This window comes from Pseudomonas sp. O39 (genome assembly GCF_045447295.1).
GTDB classification, from domain to species: domain Bacteria; phylum Pseudomonadota; class Gammaproteobacteria; order Pseudomonadales; family Pseudomonadaceae; genus Aquipseudomonas; species Aquipseudomonas antarctica_A.
In genome coordinates this window covers 67,285-84,058 of sequence record NZ_JBJGXV010000018.1, presented here as the reverse complement: position 1 = coordinate 84,058, position 16,774 = coordinate 67,285, and the positions used below count along the sequence as shown (strand labels likewise).

Annotated in this window: 18 protein-coding genes; 9 read left to right on the top strand and 9 right to left on the bottom strand. The window is 61.0% G+C overall.

All coding sequences use genetic code 11. The annotated features are described in order from the left end of the window. Positions 1–15: 15 nt before the first annotated feature. The 4 genes from lpxK to ACI77D_RS21050 form a co-directional block, all read right to left on the bottom strand. Positions 16–1,026 (bottom strand): tetraacyldisaccharide 4'-kinase, encoded by a 1,011-nt coding sequence (gene lpxK / locus ACI77D_RS21065; RefSeq protein ID WP_407017403.1) that lies wholly within the window; start codon positions 1,024–1,026, stop codon positions 16–18. Then, complete coding sequence (locus tag ACI77D_RS21060; RefSeq protein ID WP_064452866.1) at positions 1,026–1,454, bottom strand: biopolymer transporter ExbD; 429 nt, start codon at positions 1,452–1,454, stop codon at positions 1,026–1,028. The genes lpxK and ACI77D_RS21060 overlap by 1 nt, the downstream gene beginning before the upstream one ends. Next, positions 1,451–2,086 carry a MotA/TolQ/ExbB proton channel family protein gene (locus ACI77D_RS21055; protein ID WP_064452867.1) on the bottom strand — a complete coding sequence of 212 codons (636 nt, stop codon included), beginning with the start codon at positions 2,084–2,086 and terminating at the stop codon, positions 1,451–1,453. The genes ACI77D_RS21060 and ACI77D_RS21055 overlap by 4 nt, the downstream gene beginning before the upstream one ends. 109 nt (positions 2,087–2,195) lie before the next feature. Further along, positions 2,196–4,421: a DNA internalization-related competence protein ComEC/Rec2 gene (locus ACI77D_RS21050; protein ID WP_407017402.1), complete on the bottom strand. Its 2,226-nt coding sequence runs from the start codon at positions 4,419–4,421 to the stop codon at positions 2,196–2,198. A gap of 135 nt (positions 4,422–4,556) precedes the next feature. Here ACI77D_RS21050 and ACI77D_RS21045 point away from each other — a divergent pair, with 135 nt between their 5' ends. Beyond that, positions 4,557–5,078, top strand: coding sequence for a DUF2062 domain-containing protein (locus tag ACI77D_RS21045; protein WP_053256801.1), 522 nt, complete (start codon positions 4,557–4,559; stop codon positions 5,076–5,078). Here the strand turns inward: ACI77D_RS21045 and ACI77D_RS21040 are convergent. Both ACI77D_RS21040 and ACI77D_RS21035 read right to left on the bottom strand, forming a co-directional pair. Next, complete coding sequence (locus tag ACI77D_RS21040) at positions 5,075–6,433, bottom strand: histidine kinase sensor domain-containing protein (RefSeq protein ID WP_407017423.1); 1,359 nt, start codon at positions 6,431–6,433, stop codon at positions 5,075–5,077. The genes ACI77D_RS21045 and ACI77D_RS21040 overlap by 4 nt on opposite strands. Beyond that, positions 6,420–7,148 carry a response regulator transcription factor gene (locus tag ACI77D_RS21035; RefSeq protein WP_407017422.1) on the bottom strand — a complete coding sequence of 243 codons (729 nt, stop codon included), beginning with the start codon at positions 7,146–7,148 and terminating at the stop codon, positions 6,420–6,422. The genes ACI77D_RS21040 and ACI77D_RS21035 overlap by 14 nt, the downstream gene beginning before the upstream one ends. A 205-nt stretch (positions 7,149–7,353) precedes the next feature. Between ACI77D_RS21035 and ACI77D_RS21030 the strand changes: the two genes are divergently transcribed. The 4 genes from ACI77D_RS21030 to ACI77D_RS21015 all read left to right on the top strand — a co-directional run bounded on the left by ACI77D_RS21030 (position 7,354) and on the right by ACI77D_RS21015 (position 12,061). Next, positions 7,354–10,107: a response regulator gene (locus ACI77D_RS21030; RefSeq protein ID WP_064454958.1), complete on the top strand. Its 2,754-nt coding sequence runs from the start codon at positions 7,354–7,356 to the stop codon at positions 10,105–10,107. A gap of 51 nt (positions 10,108–10,158) precedes the next feature. Continuing rightward, positions 10,159–11,148: a 2-hydroxyacid dehydrogenase gene (locus ACI77D_RS21025; RefSeq protein WP_407017401.1), complete on the top strand. Its 990-nt coding sequence runs from the start codon at positions 10,159–10,161 to the stop codon at positions 11,146–11,148. A 71-nt stretch (positions 11,149–11,219) separates the two neighbouring features. Beyond that, a complete protein-coding gene (locus tag ACI77D_RS21020) occupies positions 11,220–11,660 on the top strand; it encodes a hypothetical protein (protein WP_064452872.1) in 441 nt (146 codons plus the stop codon). Then, positions 11,657–12,061, top strand: a complete 405-nt coding sequence (locus tag ACI77D_RS21015; protein ID WP_064452873.1) for an META domain-containing protein — start codon at positions 11,657–11,659, stop codon at positions 12,059–12,061. Before ACI77D_RS21020 ends, ACI77D_RS21015 begins: the two co-directional genes overlap by 4 nt. A gap of 140 nt (positions 12,062–12,201) precedes the next feature. On the opposite strand, the gene ACI77D_RS21010 is transcribed toward ACI77D_RS21015, so the two are convergent. Further along, positions 12,202–12,663 (bottom strand): TlpA disulfide reductase family protein, encoded by a 462-nt coding sequence (locus tag ACI77D_RS21010; protein WP_053256807.1) that lies wholly within the window; start codon positions 12,661–12,663, stop codon positions 12,202–12,204. Between the two features lie 115 nt (positions 12,664–12,778). Here ACI77D_RS21010 and arsC point away from each other — a divergent pair, with 115 nt between their 5' ends. From arsC to ACI77D_RS20995, 3 genes are read left to right on the top strand one after another with little or no spacing between them, the layout of a single operon-like run. Then, positions 12,779–13,132 (top strand): arsenate reductase (glutaredoxin), encoded by a 354-nt coding sequence (arsC, locus tag ACI77D_RS21005; protein ID WP_064452874.1) that lies wholly within the window; start codon positions 12,779–12,781, stop codon positions 13,130–13,132. Then, the gene (gene wrbA / locus ACI77D_RS21000) at positions 13,129–13,743 is read left to right on the top strand and encodes an NAD(P)H:quinone oxidoreductase (RefSeq protein ID WP_064452875.1); all 615 of its coding nucleotides are present in this window, start codon (positions 13,129–13,131) and stop codon (positions 13,741–13,743) included. The genes arsC and wrbA overlap by 4 nt, the downstream gene beginning before the upstream one ends. Further along, positions 13,727–14,143, top strand: coding sequence for a DUF2069 domain-containing protein (locus ACI77D_RS20995; RefSeq protein WP_407017400.1), 417 nt, complete (start codon positions 13,727–13,729; stop codon positions 14,141–14,143). The genes wrbA and ACI77D_RS20995 overlap by 17 nt, the downstream gene beginning before the upstream one ends. Positions 14,144–14,232: 89 nt before the next feature. Here ACI77D_RS20995 and ACI77D_RS20990 read toward each other — a convergent pair whose 3' ends face one another. After that, positions 14,233–14,904 carry a DNA-3-methyladenine glycosylase I gene (locus ACI77D_RS20990; RefSeq protein WP_064452877.1) on the bottom strand — a complete coding sequence of 224 codons (672 nt, stop codon included), beginning with the start codon at positions 14,902–14,904 and terminating at the stop codon, positions 14,233–14,235. Positions 14,905–14,971: 67 nt separating this feature from the next. Continuing rightward, the gene (ttcA, locus tag ACI77D_RS20985; protein ID WP_407017399.1) at positions 14,972–15,796 is read right to left on the bottom strand and encodes a tRNA 2-thiocytidine(32) synthetase TtcA; all 825 of its coding nucleotides are present in this window, start codon (positions 15,794–15,796) and stop codon (positions 14,972–14,974) included. Between the two features lie 274 nt (positions 15,797–16,070). Here ttcA and ACI77D_RS20980 point away from each other — a divergent pair, with 274 nt between their 5' ends. Continuing rightward, a complete protein-coding gene (locus ACI77D_RS20980; protein WP_064452879.1) occupies positions 16,071–16,673 on the top strand; it encodes a Yip1 family protein in 603 nt (200 codons plus the stop codon). Positions 16,674–16,774: the final 101 nt, after the last annotated feature.

Sequence of the window (16,774 nt, the reverse complement as noted above, 5' to 3'; positions counted from 1 at the left end):
CCTGGAAGAAGCGATTTAAGGCAAGAGTCGGGCGGGCAGCAGGCGCATCAATTGCGTGTCGAACCAGGCCACAAACGCAGGTGACGGCACCGCATCCACCGCAAGGTACCACCAGTCGGGCTGGGCGAAGGCGCGGCACTTCACCGCGTCTTTTTCGGTCATGACCAGCGGTAACGACGGCGTAAAATTCAGGACCTCTGCGCTGTAGGGCGCATGGTCGGCAAACGCATGGGGTATCGGCTGCCAGTGTAGCGTTTCGAGGGTATTGAAGAAACGTTGCGGGTTACCAATACCGGCAACCGCATGAACCTGCTGGCCAACCGAAAAATGATCGACCGGGCGGCGCTCGCCGGTGTTCAAGTTGATCAACGCCGTCGGTAACAGACGAAAGGCAAAACCATCCTGACGGTCGGAGCCTGCACCGTTGTACAGCAGCGCATCGACGCTGTGCAGACGCTCCACTGGTTCACGCAACGGCCCGGCAGGCAGGCAACGGCGGTTACCCAGGCCACGGACGGCGTCGATCAGCACCAACTCCAGGTCGCGAGCCAGGCGGTAGTGCTGCAGGCCGTCGTCGGAGAGAATCAGGTCAAGGTGCTCGCTGGCCAGCAGCGCTTTCACCGCGCGACTTCGGTCAGGATCGATCATCAGCGGTACACCGCAGCGCTGCACGATCAGCAGCGGCTCATCGCCGGCCACCGCTGCGCTATGGCTGGCCTCGACCCGCCAGGGCAACTGTGGCGGCTTTGCACCGTAACCGCGACTGACCACGCCGACACGCAAGCCACTGCGCTGACAGTGCTCGATCAGCCACAGGATCAACGGCGTCTTGCCCGTGCCACCTACGGTGATATTACCCACCACCACCACGGGCACCGGTGACTGATAGATCTCACCCTCGCCTGCCAGGAAGCGCGCGCGCTTGCGCTGCACCACGCGGCGATACAACGACTCCAGCGGCCGCAGCAGCGTGAGTGCCGGATGTCCTTCGTACCAGGCCTTGAGCAAACGATCGGAAATGGCCATCAGGGTTGGGTCGCCGCCTCGACGGTGGTCATGCGCAGATGGCTGAAACCCAGCTTGCCGGCTGCGTCCATGGCGGTGATAACGGCTTGGTGCTGGGTTTTACCGTCCGCACTGATCGAGAGCGGCATTTTAGTGTCGCCCCCGGACTCTTTCTGCAGGGCGTCCATCAGGCTGGCGAGGTCGTTTTTCTCGAGCAATTGGTTATTCACCGAAAACACGCCGTCGGCACTGATGGCGATGTCCAGTTGCTTGGTTTCCTGGTCTTCGGCCGGGGAGCCGCTCACGGCTTCCGGCAAGTCGACACGCAGCTGGGTTTCCCGGGTGAACGTGGTGGTGACAACAAAAAACAGCAGCAGGATAAAAACGACGTCGATCAGCGACGCCAGGTTGATATCAACATTCTCCCGTTGCTTGCGGCGAAATTTCACGCTCGGCCCTCGACGAAATCGACATCACGATCGCCCTGCACCACTTCGACCAGCTTAATGGCTTCCTGCTCCATACCGACCACCAGCTCATCGATGCGACGTTGCAGGAAACGGTGGAAAAATACCGAAGGGATACCGACCATCAGGCCCGCGGCCGTGGTAATCAATGCCTTGGAGATACCGCCCGCCAGCACGGCGGCGTTAGTGGTCATGCCCGACCCCATGAACGAGCTGAAAATATCGATCATGCCCAGCACCGTACCCAACAGGCCGAGCAACGGTGCCATGGCCGCAATGGTGCCAAGCGCGTTGATATAGCGCTCCATTTCATGGATGACCCGGGCAGCGGCCTCCTCGATGCACTCTTTCATGATCTCTCGACCATGCTTGGAGTTGGCGAGGCCGGCAGCAAGGATTTCACCTAAAGGCGAGTTGGCCCGTAATTCCTTGAGCTTTTCTTTATCCAGCTGCTTGTTCTTGATCCAGCCCCAGACTTGCCCCAGCAGATGCTCAGGCGTTATTCGGCTGGCGCGCAGGGTCCACAGGCGTTCGGCAACGATGCCAAGTGCGGCGATGGAGCTCATGATAATCGGCAACATCATCCAGCCGCCGGATTTGACCAATTCCCACACAGTGAATGTCCCCTCGAAAAAGTGCGCCACTTTACCATATAGGTTCACCAGCGTGGTTCGCCAGCCAAAGGCCCGCCTTTCGCGGCCCGCGGTATTTGGTAAGCCTGGATTACGGTAATGCCTCGCGCCAGAATCGGCGTTGACTACGAGCAACATCCGGTGGTTGGAAGGTACCCAGTTGCAGACGTACGGCTCCTTGTTCCGCGCTGTCGTAGACTCGGCTGCCCAACGCTTGATAACGCTCCATTACCTGTGGGTGGGGATGACCAAATGCGTTGCCACGCCCGCGTGAAATCAGCACTGACCTGGGCGCAAGCCGTTGCAGAAACCGCCAGGATGAGGAGCTGCGACTGCCATGGTGCGGCGCTTGCAGCCAATCCGTCTGCACCGCCAATGGCGAAGTGAGGAAGGCCTTTTCAGCCGCTTGATCGATATCCCCCGTCAGCAACAGGCCTTCGCCCTGGGCGTGTACACGCAATACGCAGGATTTCGGATTGCTGCTCGTGGCGCCAGGCCATTGCCACAGTTCAAACGACACGCCATCCCACTCCCATTGCTCACCACTGATGCAAGGCTGCGTATCGAGAAATGCCGGCAGCCCTGCGGACTCTCCGCCGACGACCCGCCCGACCGCAAGCGCACGGGCGACAGCGGTTGCACCGCCGGCATGGTCTGCGTGGGCGTGGCTGATCACCATCAGGTCCAGCGCCCCTACCCCGAGCTTTTGCAGCGAAGGCAAGACCACCCGCGCACCGAGATCCGCCGCCCCCGAGCGCGGCCCTGCGTCGTAGAGCATTGCGTGATTGCGCGTGCGCAGGATCACCGCTTGCCCCTGGCCGACATCCAGTTGCAGCACCTCCACCTGCCCATGTGGCACCAGCGCCCGGGGCGGAAAGATTGCCAGCATCAGCAACGGCCAGCCCAGCAGCCGAAACGGTACGCCTTTGGGCAAGAGCAATAACACCGCGCCCACAGCGCTTAATAACCAATACCCCACAGGCACCTCGGCAGGCACCCAGGCCGAGCGCAGCCCCGCTAAAAGCGTCAAACCCCTGAAAAGGCCATCAAGCGCTCCACCGGCCAACCACAATAAGCCCTCTCCCACTAACGGCAGCGCCAGAAGCAAGGTCCCCAGCAGTGCCAATGGCAACACCACCAGGCTGATCCACGGCACGGCAAAGAGATTGGCAACCGGCGCATTGAGGCTGATGGGCAAACCCAGCACCAGCAATACCGGAAACAAACCGATGGCTATCAACCATTGGGGGCGAGTCCAGGCCTGCCAGATGCGCCACGGGCCCAAGCGCCCGCTGAACGCAAGAACCAGCACCGCCACGGCTGCAAACGACAACCAGAACCCCGGCTGCAAACTGGCCAACGGCTCGAGCACCAGCACGCCATCGAGGGCGAGCAATAACGGCCACCAGACGCCTAAATGCCGAAAACGCAGACGCCACAGCAATACCAGCCCGACCATCACGCAGGCCCGCTGCACCGGTACACCGAACCCCGCCAGCAGGCCATAACCGAGCGCGGCGGCAAACCCCAGGCCGCACGCCCACGGCAGCCACGGCAAGGCTCGGGGCCAGCAACCGTAGCGTGCCAGACCGGCCACCAGGCCGTAGATCAAACCCGCCAGCAAGCCGATGTGCTGACCGGAAATCACCAGCAGATGCACGGTTCCGGTGTCTTGCAACACCCGCCAATCCTCGGTCGCCAGCCCCGAGCCATCGCCCAGTACCAACGCCGCCAAGCCCGCCTCGCGACCTTGAGCATCGACTGTTTTCAAGCGCTGCCGGACGCTGTCGCGCCAGGCATTGCGAGCCGGCGCCAGGCGCTGGCCATCTTTCACCGAGCCGGTGGCACCAATACGCTGGGCCAGCAACCAGGCCTCATAGTCAAAGCCATGAAAATTAAGCAGCCCCGAAGGCCGCTTCAACGTGAGCGCCAGCCGCCAGCGCTCGCCGCTGTTTACCGGCGGGCCACCCTGCCAGGACACTCGGATGCGCTTGGGCAACCGAGCGTTACGCGACCGGCCGTCGGCCAATTCGAAGCGTACGCCGGTGCTCGTTTGCTGTGGCAACCCAATCACACGGCCCTCTACCCAGCGCGTCTGCCCGTCCAGCGCAGGCTTGAGGCGATCATTCAACGCCCATTGCGCGCTGATGCAGGCCCAACTCAAGCCCAGCAGGAAGAACGCCAACGGGTAGGTGCGAAACGGCAACAGCATCAACGCAAGCACCAACATGGCCAGCAGCCATGCAGTCGGCGGCAGTGCCGGTAGAAATCGCAGCGCAAGTAATCCAAGCCCGAGTGCGAACATGCCTGTTCTCATGAATCATCCTTTTCAAGTGATCCACTCAGTCTTAGTCGGGCGCCCAGCATGGCCTATGATGTTTTGTCACAAAGTCTGAATTTTCTGTTTATAGAATGCGGGCATACTTGCCCCTCGCACTGACCTGGACCCCTTATGCCCCGGCGCTTATTCAAACGGTACATGCCCGACCCCACGAGTATCCGGGAACACAAGTCCTTACGATTTCTCGGCACGTTGCTGCATGACCCCAACCTCTGGCACCTGAACCGGCACTCCGTCGCGCGCGCCATGGCGGTGGGCCTGTTCGCGGCGTTTATCCCGATTCCGCTGCAGATGTTATTGGCGGCGATCCTGGCGATCGCCGTGCGCGGCAATATGCCGATTGCTGTCAGCCTGGTGTGGCTGACCAACCCGATCACCATGCCGGTGGTGTTCTTCTGTACGTACCTGACCGGCGCGTGGCTGATGAACACGCCGCCACGCAGCTTGCCCGATGACTTGACCTGGGAATGGATCAGCAGTCAGCTGAGCACCCTGTGGCAACCGTTCCTGTTGGGTTCCGTGGTGTGCGGCCTGGTGCTGGCCGCGCTGGCGTACTGCCTGACGATGGGGTACTGGCGTTGGTGGGTCGCGCACCAGTGGAAGAAGCGCAAGCAGCGTCGCGCTGAAAGCTAACCTGCCCGCAGTCGCAGATGCACGCGCAAGCCTTGCTCGGTATTTTCCGCCCACAAACACCCGCCCTGGCGCCGTAAGGCGTTGCGGGCGATGCTCAAGCCAAGGCCGAAACCGCCATCACCGGGCCGTGAGCCCTCCAATCGGGTAAACGGCGCAAAAATACGTTCCAAGTCCTGCTCAGCAATGCCGCCGCCCTGATCTTCCAGCCAGATATGCCATTCATCATCTTCGCGACACCCGTCCAGCGTCACCACCCCGTGGGCGGGAGAATGCCTGATGGCATTGCGCAGGATGTTTTCCAGGGCCTGGGCCAGCGCATTCAGGTTGCCACGCACCCAGCAATCCGCTGGCAACAGGCAGGGCAAACGCGACGCCGGCCAGTGACTTTCATAACAGGCGTTTTCCCGCAGCATGTCCCACAAGGCCTGAAGCTGGATATCTTCGTTGGGCAGCGGCGCTGTTTCGCTATCCAGCCACGCCAGTTGCAGACTGTCTTCTACCAGGCATTGCATGGCGTCGATTTCCCGGCTCAATCGCTCACGCAACTGCGCCAGATCCTGCTCACTGTCACAGGCCACCCGCAAACGACTTAAAGGGGTGCGCAGTTCATGGGACATGTCCCGCAGCAGTTGTTGCTGCAACAGCACGGTGCCCTGCAAACGCTCGGACATGTGGTCAAAGGCACGGCCCAATTCACCCAATTCATCCTGGCGGCTAGTGGCCTCGCTGGACAGACGCGTATTCAATTGATCGGCACGCCACGCATTGGCCTGCTCGCGTAATTGGTTGAGGGGCATGATCAGCAGCCGATAGAGGCCCACGCACAGCAGCAAGGTAAACAGGCCGGGAATCACGCCATTGGTCACCACGCGCCAGAATAATTGGTAACGCCCCGGCATAAAGCGCTGGGGTAACTCAATCACCAGCGAGCCAACCCCAGCGTCCACAGGGAATGGGATTTTCACCCACGGCAGGCCTTTGACATGCCGACTGACCGGCCACTCCAGCCCGCGCAGAAAGGTCAGGCGCTGGCTCTCTTTGTCACTCAAGGGTGTACTGCTCAGCGACTGCAAGTCGTGGCCGATCACCCCCATCCACGTGGATTCGCGCTTGGCCATCAGCTGCAACCAGGCGTCCACGCCTGCGCTGCCCTGTGTACTCCATGCCAGTTCCGCCCCCGCCGCATACCCCCGCAGAATTTCGCGCGACTCCTCGGCCACATAGGCACTGCGCTGTTCCATGTACCGGCCCCAGGACCAACTGAGCCAAATCATCAGCAGACAGAAGGCGATCAGCAGGCACGCGAGCTTCCAGAATAACGAGTGCCTGCCGGGCAGTTGCTCAAAGCCCTTCATCATGAACGCTCAGCACATAGCCCTTGCCCCACACCGTGCGCACTTCGCGCTCGTTGTAGCCGATTGCCTTGAGCTTGCGGCGAATCTGGCTGATATGCATGTCCAGGCTACGGTCGTGGGGCGCATAACCGCGCTGCAACACATGCTGATAAAGGAACGCTTTGCTGAGCACTTCATCGGCATTGCGGTGCAGGGTTTCCAGCAGGCGAAATTCACTGCGGGTCAGCCCTGCCCAGAGTGTCTGGTAGCAGACGTCATTCCGTTCATCGTCAAAGCGCAGGGGGAAAATATCGTCGCGCGCCGGTAAAAGCGTGGGCGACGGGCGACGGTCCAGGGCCACGCGACGCAGGAGGGCCTCAATGCGTACCCGCAATTCGATCATGCTGAACGGCTTGGGCAGGTAGTCGTCCGCACCGAGACGAAAGCCGCTGACGCGATCCGCTTCGGCGCCCAGCGCCGACATGAGGATCACGGGGGTTGTATGGCTCTGGCGCAGATGCGTGAGGATCGACAAGCCGTCCATGCCGGGCAGCAGGATATCCATCAACACCACGTCGAACACCTGGTCACGCGCCATTTGCAGGCCCCGTTCGCCGTTACGGCACAAGGTGACCTGGAAACCGCAGCGGCCCAGGTGTTCATGGACATAGGCGCCCAGCACAGGGTCATCTTCGATTGTCAGGATACTGGGTAGGCCAACCACTGCGGGATTCATTAGCGTCTGCAAGTCATTCTCAATCACTGATTATTCAAGATTAAACTGTCGCAGGCAATCGCCAGCCAGTGCCCAACGGCCCGAAGATTGCGCTCTGTCATTAATTTGCGAGATTCCGAACCGCGCAAATGGCTACACTGCGCAAGTCGCGTGGGCCGGATGCCCGCGTGGATAATTGAAAACAATGTGGCAACAGGAGAGTGGCGTGCTTACAAAAATGGGAATAAAAGGCCGCGTACTGTTGCTGACCTTATTACCGACCAGCCTGATGGCCCTGTTGTTGGGGGGCTATTTCACCTGGATGCAGCTGTCGGAATTGCAGTCCCAATTACTGCAACGCGGCGAAATGATCGCTGAGCAATTGGCACCGCTGGTGGCCCCGGCGTTGAGCGCCAAGAACACCGACCTGCTGGAGCGCATCGCCACCCAGTCCCTGGAGCAACCGGACGTACGCGCGGTGTCGTTCCTTGCGCCGGACCGTTCGCCCCTGGCCCACGCCGGCCCGACCATGCTTAACCAGCCGCCCGTCGGCAACAGTTCCCACCTGCTGCAGCGCACCGGCAATGACGCCACGCGCTACCTGCAGCCGGTATTCGGCCGCCATCGCAACCTCGCCGGCGAGTTGATCCCCGACGAAGCCGACCGCCTGCTCGGCTGGGTCGAAGTGGAGTTGTCGCACAATGGCATGTTGCTGCGCGGCTATCGCAGCCTGTTTGCCAGCCTGCTGCTGATCGCCATCGGCCTGATTTGCACCGCCGCCCTGGCCCTGCGGATCAGCCGCACGATCAACTCACCGATCGGCCAGATCAAGCAAGCCGTGGCCCAACTCAAGGACGGCAACCTGGAAACCCGCTTGCCGCCCTTGGGCAGCCAGGAATTGGACCAGTTGGCCTCGGGCATCAACCGCATGGCCGAAACCCTGCAAAATGCCCAGGAAGAACTGCAACACAGCATCGACCAGGCCACCGAAGACGTGCGCCAGAACCTGGAAACCATCGAGATCCAGAACATCGAGCTGGACCTGGCACGCAAGGAGGCCCTGGAAGCCAGCCGTATCAAGTCGGAGTTCCTGGCCAATATGAGCCATGAAATCCGCACGCCACTCAACGGCATCCTCGGCTTTACCCACCTGCTGCAGAAAAGCGAGCTGTCGCCGCGTCAGTTGGATTACCTGGGCACCATCGAGAAATCTGCCGACAATTTGTTGGGCATCATCAACGAAATCCTCGACTTCTCGAAAATTGAAGCGGGCAAGCTGGTGCTCGACAGCGTGCCGTTCAACCTGCGCGACTTGCTGCAAGACACGTTGACCATCCTCGCCCCCGCCGCCCATGCCAAACAGCTGGAACTGGTCAGCCTGGTGTACCGCGATACCCCGCTGGCGCTGGTGGGCGACCCGCTGCGCCTCAAGCAGATCCTCACCAACCTGATCAGTAATGCGATCAAGTTCACCCGCGAGGGCACCATCGTCGCCAGGGCGATGGTCGAGGACGAACAGGAAGACAGCGTCCAACTGCGCATCAGCGTGCAAGACACTGGCATCGGCCTGTCCAACCAGGATGTACGCGCGCTGTTCCAAGCCTTCAGCCAGGCCGACAACTCGCTGTCGCGTCAACCGGGCGGCACCGGCCTGGGCCTGGTGATCTCCAAGCGACTGATCGAGCAGATGGGTGGTGAAATCGGTGTCGACAGCACGCCGGGCGAAGGCTCGGAGTTCTGGATCAGCCTCAACCTGCCCAAGACCCGCGACGACGCCGAAGACCTGCCCTCCCCGCCGTTGCTCGGCCGCCGTGTGGCGGTGCTGGAAAACCACGAGTTGGCGCGCCAGGCCCTGCAACATCAACTGGAAGACTGCGGCCTGGAAGTCACGCCGTTCAATACCCTGGAAAGCCTGACCAACGGCATCACCAGCGCCCATCAGACCGAACAGGCGATTGACCTGGCCGTGCTCGGCGTCACCGCCAATGACATTCCGCCAGAACGCCTCAACCAGCATCTATGGGACCTTGAACACCTCGGTTGCAAGGTGCTGGTGCTGTGCCCGACCACCGAACAGATGCTGTTCAACCAGTCGGTGCCCAACCCCAACAGCCAGTTGCAGGCCAAGCCGGCCTGTACACGCAAGCTGCGCCGCGCCCTTGCCGACCTGATCAGCCCGCGCCCGTTGCGCAATGAGCCCGGCGAGCCATTGTCCAGCCGCGCACCCCGTGTGCTTTGCGTGGACGACAACCCGGCAAACCTGCTGCTGGTGCAAACCCTGCTCGAAGACATGGGGGCCAAGGTCCAGGCCGTGGAAAGTGGTTACGCCGCCATCGACGCCGTGAAGCAGGAAACCTTCGACCTGGTGCTGATGGACGTGCAAATGCCCGGCATGGATGGCCGCCAAAGCACCGAGGCAATCCGCCAATGGGAAAGCGAGCGCCACGGCACACCTTTGCCGGTGGTCGCCCTCACCGCCCACGCGATGGCTAACGAAAAACGCGCCCTGCTGCAAAGCGGCATGGACGACTACCTGACCAAACCCATCAGCGAACGGCAACTGGCCCAAGTGGTGTTGAAATGGACCGGACTGGCGCTGCGCAATCAAGGGCCGGAACGTACGACTGACAGCTTTGGCCCAGGCGTACAACTGCTGGTACTGGATCATGACGAAGGCCTACGCTTGGCGGCCAACAAAGCTGACCTCGCGGCCGATATGCTCGCCATGTTGCTGGCCTCCCTGGAAGCTGATCGCCTGGCCATTACCGCTGCCCGCGAAGCCAAAGACAACAATGCCCTGATCGAGCGCGTCCACCGCTTGCATGGCGCCACCCGCTACTGCGGCGTGCCGCAATTGCGCGCCGCCTGCCAACGCGCGGAAACCCTGCTCAAGCAAGACGACGCCAAAGCCATTACCGCGCTGGACGAACTGGACATGGCCATTGCACGGCTGGCCAGCGAGGCACGCGTCAGCGCTTGAGACTTCTCTGTGGGGTTATGTATTTTTTCAGCGAGTGCAGGGAGCTTTTTAATGCGCGTGATACTTTTCAGCAGCCAGACCTACGACCGCGACAGTTTTCTCGGCGAGCCACTGCCAACAGGCCTTGAACTGCAATTTCAACCTGCCCGGCTCAACCTCGACACCATGGCCCTGGCCGAACACCACGAAGTGGTCTGCGCCTTTATCAACGACGACCTCAGCGCCCCGGTGCTGGAGCAGTTGGCCGCAGGCGGTACGCGCCTGATTGCCCTGCGCTCCGCCGGTTACAACCATGTCGACTTGCCCGCCGCCAAGCGCCTGGGCCTGAGCATCGTGCGCGTCCCTGCCTACTCGCCTCACGCGGTGGCCGAGCACGCCGTAGCCCTGATCCTCGCGCTGAACCGCCGCCTGCATCGCGCCTACAACCGCACCCGCGACGGTGATTTCAGCTTGCATGGGCTCACCGGCTTCGACCTGGTAGGCAAGACCGTCGGCGTGGTTGGCACCGGGCAGATCGGCGCCACGTTCGCCAGGATCATGGCCGGGTTCGGCTGCCAATTACTCGCCTACGACCCCTTCCCCAACCCGCAGGTACAGGCCCTCGGCGCCCATTACGTAAGCCTGCCTGAATTGCTGGCCCAAGCGCAGATCATCAGCCTGCACTGCCCGCTGACCGCCGACAGCAAACACCTGATCAACGTCCGCTCCTTGGCGCAGATGCAACCTGGCGCGATGCTGATCAATACCGGTCGCGGTGGTTTGGTAGACACGCCGGCGCTGATCGAAGCACTCAAGAACGGCCAACTCGGCTACCTGGGGCTGGACGTGTACGAAGAAGAGGCCCAACTGTTTTTTGAGGACCGCTCCGACCTGCCACTGCAAGACGATGTGCTCGCGCGCCTGCTGACCTTTCCCAACGTGATCATCACCGCACACCAGGCATTTCTTACCCGTGAGGCCCTGGCGGCAATCGCCGGCACCACGTTGGCCAACATTGCCGCCTGGGCCAATGGCCAGCCGCAGAACCTCGTCGAAGGTTGATCAGCGGTCACATACCAGGCTCATGATAGGCCGGCACCCGTGATAGGATGCCGCGCCTATTTGGAGGATCCATGGCCGAACACGATTTCCGCTTCAGCTTGCTGAGCCCGCAACACACCCTGATCGAATGCCGCGCCCTGGTGCCGGGCCGGTACCAAGTCACTGGCAACGGTGGTTCGATCAAGCATGGCGACATTCTGATTGTCACCCTGCGCGGCAGTAAAACCCTGTCGATGCGCCTGAACGTCGAAGGTGACGCGCGCTATTCCATCCGCCCGGCGGGCCAATGGGTCGCCATGGCCCAGGGGCCGAAATTCGGCGAGCTGGAGATTCACACCTGGAAGGTCAATTGCGACAGCTGCGACAGCGTGCTGGAGTTTGAATTCGCGGTGGAAACCAAGCTGACCAAAGAGCCGCTGCAACCGGCCGCCAACGCGCGCATCAAGGAGTTGGGCTGGGCCAGCGAAGGCGACAAGCACCGCTGCCCGAAATGCCAGCAGGCCGCGCAATGAAAGGCGCGCTTGTGCTCGCCGCCATCGGGGTTGGCCTGACGGGCTGCGCCGGGGATGCAGTGAAGCTTGAGCAGGATCACAGCTACGTAGTGGAATGGATTGGTGAGCGCCCGCTGATGGACTACGCGAACCTGACCGTCACCCTCGGTGCCGATGGCCGCGCCTATGGCAATGGCGGCTGCAACCACTGGTTTGCGCCGTACACCGTCGAGGGCGACAAGCTCAGCTTCGGCAAGATCGGCAGCACCCGCAAACTGTGCGCCGAGGCCTTGATGGAGCAGGAACACCGCTTCTTCCAGGCCCTGCAAGGCGTTGAGCGCTGGGACATCTCGCCGATCGAGCAGACGCGCTTCTGGCCTGTCGAAGGCAAGCCCATTCGCCTGTGGCTTGAAGAAGGCTGATAGCCCCCATCCAGATACGGGTGAGGTCTAAATGTGGGAGGGGGCTTGCTCCCGATAGCAGTGGGTCAGTCAACTAATAAGTCGCTGACAGACTGCCATCGGGAGCAAGCCCCCTCCCACATTGGTTTTCTGTTGTTGCTTTAGCCGCGTAAGGCTTTAAGTTTGGCCAGCACCCCTTGCGCCGTCTGCTCACCCATCAACTGCTCACGCACCTTGCCCTTGTCATCAATGATGTAGGTCACTGGCAACGCCTCACTGCGCGGAATATCAAAAATCTCCTCCGGGTTCTGCGCCAGGACGGTGAACTTGATCCCCAGCTTCTCGCTGGCGGCCTTGAGTTCTTCACCCTGTACGTTGTCGAAATTGACCCCGAACACGCCCACGTTCTGCCCTTTCAATTGCTCGGCCAAGGCATTGAGTTCCGGGATTTCCGTGCGACACGGGCCACACCATTCGGCCCAGTAATTGACCACCACCCACTGCTTGTCCAGGCGTTCGGCCGCCACTTTCTTGCCGTATTGGTCAACGCCGTAATCGTTACCGCAGCCGCTGAGCAGCAGGGTTGTGATGATCGCCAATGCACCGATCAGTCGCCTAGTCATGGGGTAATCCTTCGCAAAAATGAACGTTGGCTGCGACCTATCGCCTCTTACGGTTTAAGGACGGGCCGCAGCGCAGGTAGAATACCCGCCACCTTACGCAAGATGCGACCCGCACATGACCGATCTGACGCTTTATCACAACCCGCGCTGCTCGAAATCCCGCGGAGCGCTCGAACTGCTGGAAGCTCGCGGCCTGAATCCGAGCGTGGTTCGCTACCTTGAAACCCCGCTGAACGCTGCGCAATTAAAGGCCTTGCTCGGTAAGCTGGGGATCAGCGCGCGCCAATTGCTGCGCACCGGCGAAGAGGAATACAAAACCCTCAACCTGGCCGACGCCAGCCTCAGCGAAACCCAGTTGATCGCAGCCATCGCCGAGCACCCGAAGCTGATGGAACGCCCGATTCTGGAAACCCGCGATAAAGCCGTCATTGGCCGTCCGCCGGAAAACGTGCTGGAGATCCTGCCGTGACTGCGCCGTATGTGCTGGTGTTGTATTACAGCCGCAATGGCTCGGTGAGCGAAATGGCCCGTCAGATTGCCCGGGGCATCGAGCAAGGTGGCCTGGAAGCGCGATTACGCACCGTGCCGGCGATCTCCGCCGAATGCGAAGCCGTGGCGCCGAGTATCCCGGACGAAGGCGCGCTGTATGCAAGCCTCGATGATTTGAAAAACTGCTCGGCCCTGGCCCTCGGCAGCCCGACGCGCTTCGGCAACATGGCCGCACCGCTCAAATACTTCCTTGATGGCACCAGCAACCTGTGGCTCACCGGCGCGCTCGTCGGCAAGCCTGCGGGTGTGTTCACTTCCACCGCCAGCCTGCACGGTGGCCAGGAAACCACGCTGATGTCGATGCTGTTGCCGCTGTTGCACCACGGCATGCTGATCACCGGCCTGCCTTACAGCGAACAGGCGCTGCTCGATACCCAGGGCGGCGGCACGCCATATGGCGCCAGCCATCACGCCGGGCCCGACGGCAAGCGCATGCTCGATCAACACGAAACCACCCTGTGCCGCGCCCTGGGCTTGCGCCTGGCCAACACCGCGATGCTGCTGGAGAACGGCCGTGGCCAGAAAGCCTAAGGTCCTCCCGCCCCAGGCCTGGCTGGAACCACGGGTCAAGGTCGCACGGGCGCTGAGCCTGCTGGCGTTTTTTGGCCTGGTGGGTTTGCTGTGCGGGTATTACCTGTTCGTCGCCGACCTGCACGGCGCACGCCCATGGGTAATCCTGATGATCGAGTTGGTGCCATTGGTGTTATTGGCGCCGGGGATGCTGCTCGGCAGCGCGCGCGGGCATTCGTGGATGTGCTTTGTGGTGAACCTGTATTTCATCAAGGGCGCGCTGGCGGCGTATGACCCGAATCGGCAGTGGTTCGGGGTGCTGGAGATGCTGGCGAGCCTGGCGGTGTTTTGTACGGCGCTGTTGTATGTGCGCTGGCGGCATCAACTGAATCGGCGGTTGGCGCTAGCCCAGGGTGCCTGACAGTCAGTCATCGCAGGCAAGCCAGCTCCCACATTTGGAATGCATTTTCCTGTGGGAGCTGGCTTGCCTGCGATAGCCGCACGTCGGTCTCAATGATTAACGGTGTAAGCCAGCATCATCGACAACTGGCACATCGGCCGACCACTCTCGGCATGCCATTGGTTGAACGCGCCCTGCACCGTCGCCAGATCACGCAGGCTGGTCGGCGCCTTGTCGACGATCTTCTGCGCGTTCAAGGCCGCCACCACGTCATCGCTTGGCACAAATGTGTCCTTGCCTACCATGCGCAGGAAGCGCGGCGCCGACAGCCCGCCCAATTGATGGCCGTGCTTGCTCAGGTACTTCCATAAACCGACGATATCGGTCACCGGCCAGTCGGCGATAAACGCGCCGAAACTGCCCTTTTCCTGCTCGATATCCAGAATCATCTGCGCATTGCGCGGCACACTTTTGAGCTTGCCCAGGTGACGGATGATGCGGGTGTCCTGCATCAAGCGCTCCAGGTGCTCAGCGCCCATCAGCACGACTTTTTCCGGGTCGAAACCGAAGAACACTTGCTCGAACGCCGGCCATTTACCGTCCACCACACTGTGCTTGAGCCCGGCGCGAAACACCCGCAACGCGAGGGTCGACAGGTAACGGTCATCACTGATCTTGCGCAATTGCGCCGGGGTCTTGGGTACAGGCAGATGGGCTTCCAACTCGGCCGCCGAACCGAAGCGGTTCAGACAATATTCGTGCAGCCACTTGTAATCGCGCATGCCCTCTCCTGGCAATTGAATTGAAAACGGCGCCCGCAAGCGCCGTCTTTCAGAGCGTTGAAACGTGTCAGAGGTTCACAACATTGACGAAGCGCGAAGCGGCGGTCTCATCAATTTTCAGGCTGGTGAAGTCGAACAGGTTGCGGTCGGCCAATTGCGACGGCTGCACATTCTGCAGGCTGCGGAAGATGCTTTCGGTGCGCCCGGGAGTCTTGCGCTCCCAGTCCACGAGCATTTCCTTGACCACCTGGCGCTGCAGGTTTTCCTGGGAGCCACACAGGTTGCACGGGATGATCGGGAATTGCTTGAAGTCGGAGTAAGCCTGGATGTCCTTCTCGTTGCAATACGCCAGCGGGCGGATCACCACGTTGCGCCCATCATCGGCGAGCAGCTTGGGCGGCATGGCCTTGAGGGAGCCGTTGAAGAACATATTGAGGAAGAATGTCTCGACGATGTCATCGCGGTGATGACCGAGGGCCATCTTGGTCGCGCCGATTTCATCGGCAAAGGTGTAGAGCGTGCCACGGCGCAGGCGCGAGCACAGCGAACAGGTGGTTTTGCCTTCCGGGATCAGTTCCTTGACCACCGAATAGGTGTCTTTCTCGACGATGTGGTACTCGACGCCCAGCGCTTTCAAGTAGGCCGGCAATACGTGTTCGGGGAAGCCCGGTTGTTTCTGGTCCATGTTGACGGCGACGATCTCGAACTTGATCGGTGCGACCTTCTGCAGGTGCAGCAGCACGTCAAGCAGGGTGTAGCTGTCTTTGCCGCCGGAGAGGCAGACCATGACCTTGTCGCCCTCCTCGATCATGTTGAAATCGGCGACCGCTTCACCGGCCAGGCGACGCAGGCGTTTTTGCAGTTTGTTCTGGTTGACCGTAAGAGTGCCCATGGCGCTTGGATCCGCGAGAGGTGTGTGACGAAAAGCGCGGTATTTTAGCGGTAAGGACGCCCAAGATCCATTTCTGATCGAGGGGGTTTGACAGACCTCGCCGCGATTAGGGCTAGTGTTTACAGCGCAATTTACTCTAAAGCCCTACAGTTTTTCCGGTCATGACTTCCTATACTGCGACTTGAGGTCGCACAACTATCCAGGACCTTTGAGGCCATTTGGCCCGTGGGCGCTCCGATGGGGGGCGATGGTAACAACGACAGGAGTGACTGGCATGATCCATCACGTCGTGGGGCTGTTTACCCATCCCGACCAGGAATGGCGGGAAATTCGTGGCGATAAGGAAGAAAGTATCGGCCACATGTACCTCACTCATACCTTGATTCTCGCGGCGATCCCCGCCGTTTCCGCCTTTATCGGCACCACCCGCGTCGGCTGGGTGATTGGCAGCCGGTCCCCGGTCATGCTGACTCAGGAAAGCGCGCTGTGGATGACCATCATGTCGTATGCGGCCATGCTCGGCGGCGTGGCGGTGATGGGCGCGTTCATTCACTGGATGGCCCGTACCTACGACGCCAGCCCCAGCATGGCGCGGTGTGTAGCGTTTGCCACGTACACTGCGACACCGCTGTTTATCGGAGGGCTGGCGGCGCTTTACCCGCACATGTGGCTGGGAATGGTCGTGGGTACGGCGGCGATTTGCTACACGGTGTACCTGCTGTATGTCGGGCTGCCGACCTTTATGAGCATCGACCCGGACGAGGGCTTCCTGTTTTCCAGCTCGGTGCTGGCCGTGGGCCTGGTGGTGCTGGTGGCGATCATGGCGTTTACCGTGATCGTCTGGGGCTTGGGCGTGGGCCCGATCTATACCAATTAGGCTGATAAAAACCTGGGCAAGGCCACCGCAAGGTGGCTTTGTGCGTTATGCATGACCATTCGGCGCCTGACAGATTCGGAAACACCTGCTTTTGCGGCATA

Coding starts and splice junctions, on each gene's coding strand:
- lpxK (WP_407017403.1), bottom strand. CDS start 1,026: ATGGCCATTTCCGATCGTTTGCTCAAGGCCTGGTACGAAGGACATCCG.
- ACI77D_RS21050 (WP_407017402.1), bottom strand. CDS start 4,421: ATGAGAACAGGCATGTTCGCACTCGGGCTTGGATTACTTGCGCTGCGA.
- ACI77D_RS21015 (WP_064452873.1), top strand. CDS start 11,657: ATGAAAGGCGCGCTTGTGCTCGCCGCCATCGGGGTTGGCCTGACGGGC.
- ACI77D_RS20990 (WP_064452877.1), bottom strand. CDS start 14,904: ATGCGCGATTACAAGTGGCTGCACGAATATTGTCTGAACCGCTTCGGT.
- ttcA (WP_407017399.1), bottom strand. CDS start 15,796: ATGGGCACTCTTACGGTCAACCAGAACAAACTGCAAAAACGCCTGCGT.
- ACI77D_RS21040 (WP_407017423.1), bottom strand. CDS start 6,433: ATGAAGGGCTTTGAGCAACTGCCCGGCAGGCACTCGTTATTCTGGAAG.
- ACI77D_RS21010 (WP_053256807.1), bottom strand. CDS start 12,663: ATGACTAGGCGACTGATCGGTGCATTGGCGATCATCACAACCCTGCTG.
- ACI77D_RS21020 (WP_064452872.1), top strand. CDS start 11,220: ATGGCCGAACACGATTTCCGCTTCAGCTTGCTGAGCCCGCAACACACC.
- arsC (WP_064452874.1), top strand. CDS start 12,779: ATGACCGATCTGACGCTTTATCACAACCCGCGCTGCTCGAAATCCCGC.
- ACI77D_RS20980 (WP_064452879.1), top strand. CDS start 16,071: ATGATCCATCACGTCGTGGGGCTGTTTACCCATCCCGACCAGGAATGG.
- ACI77D_RS21025 (WP_407017401.1), top strand. CDS start 10,159: ATGCGCGTGATACTTTTCAGCAGCCAGACCTACGACCGCGACAGTTTT.
- ACI77D_RS21045 (WP_053256801.1), top strand. CDS start 4,557: ATGCCCCGGCGCTTATTCAAACGGTACATGCCCGACCCCACGAGTATC.
- ACI77D_RS21035 (WP_407017422.1), bottom strand. CDS start 7,148: ATGAATCCCGCAGTGGTTGGCCTACCCAGTATCCTGACAATCGAAGAT.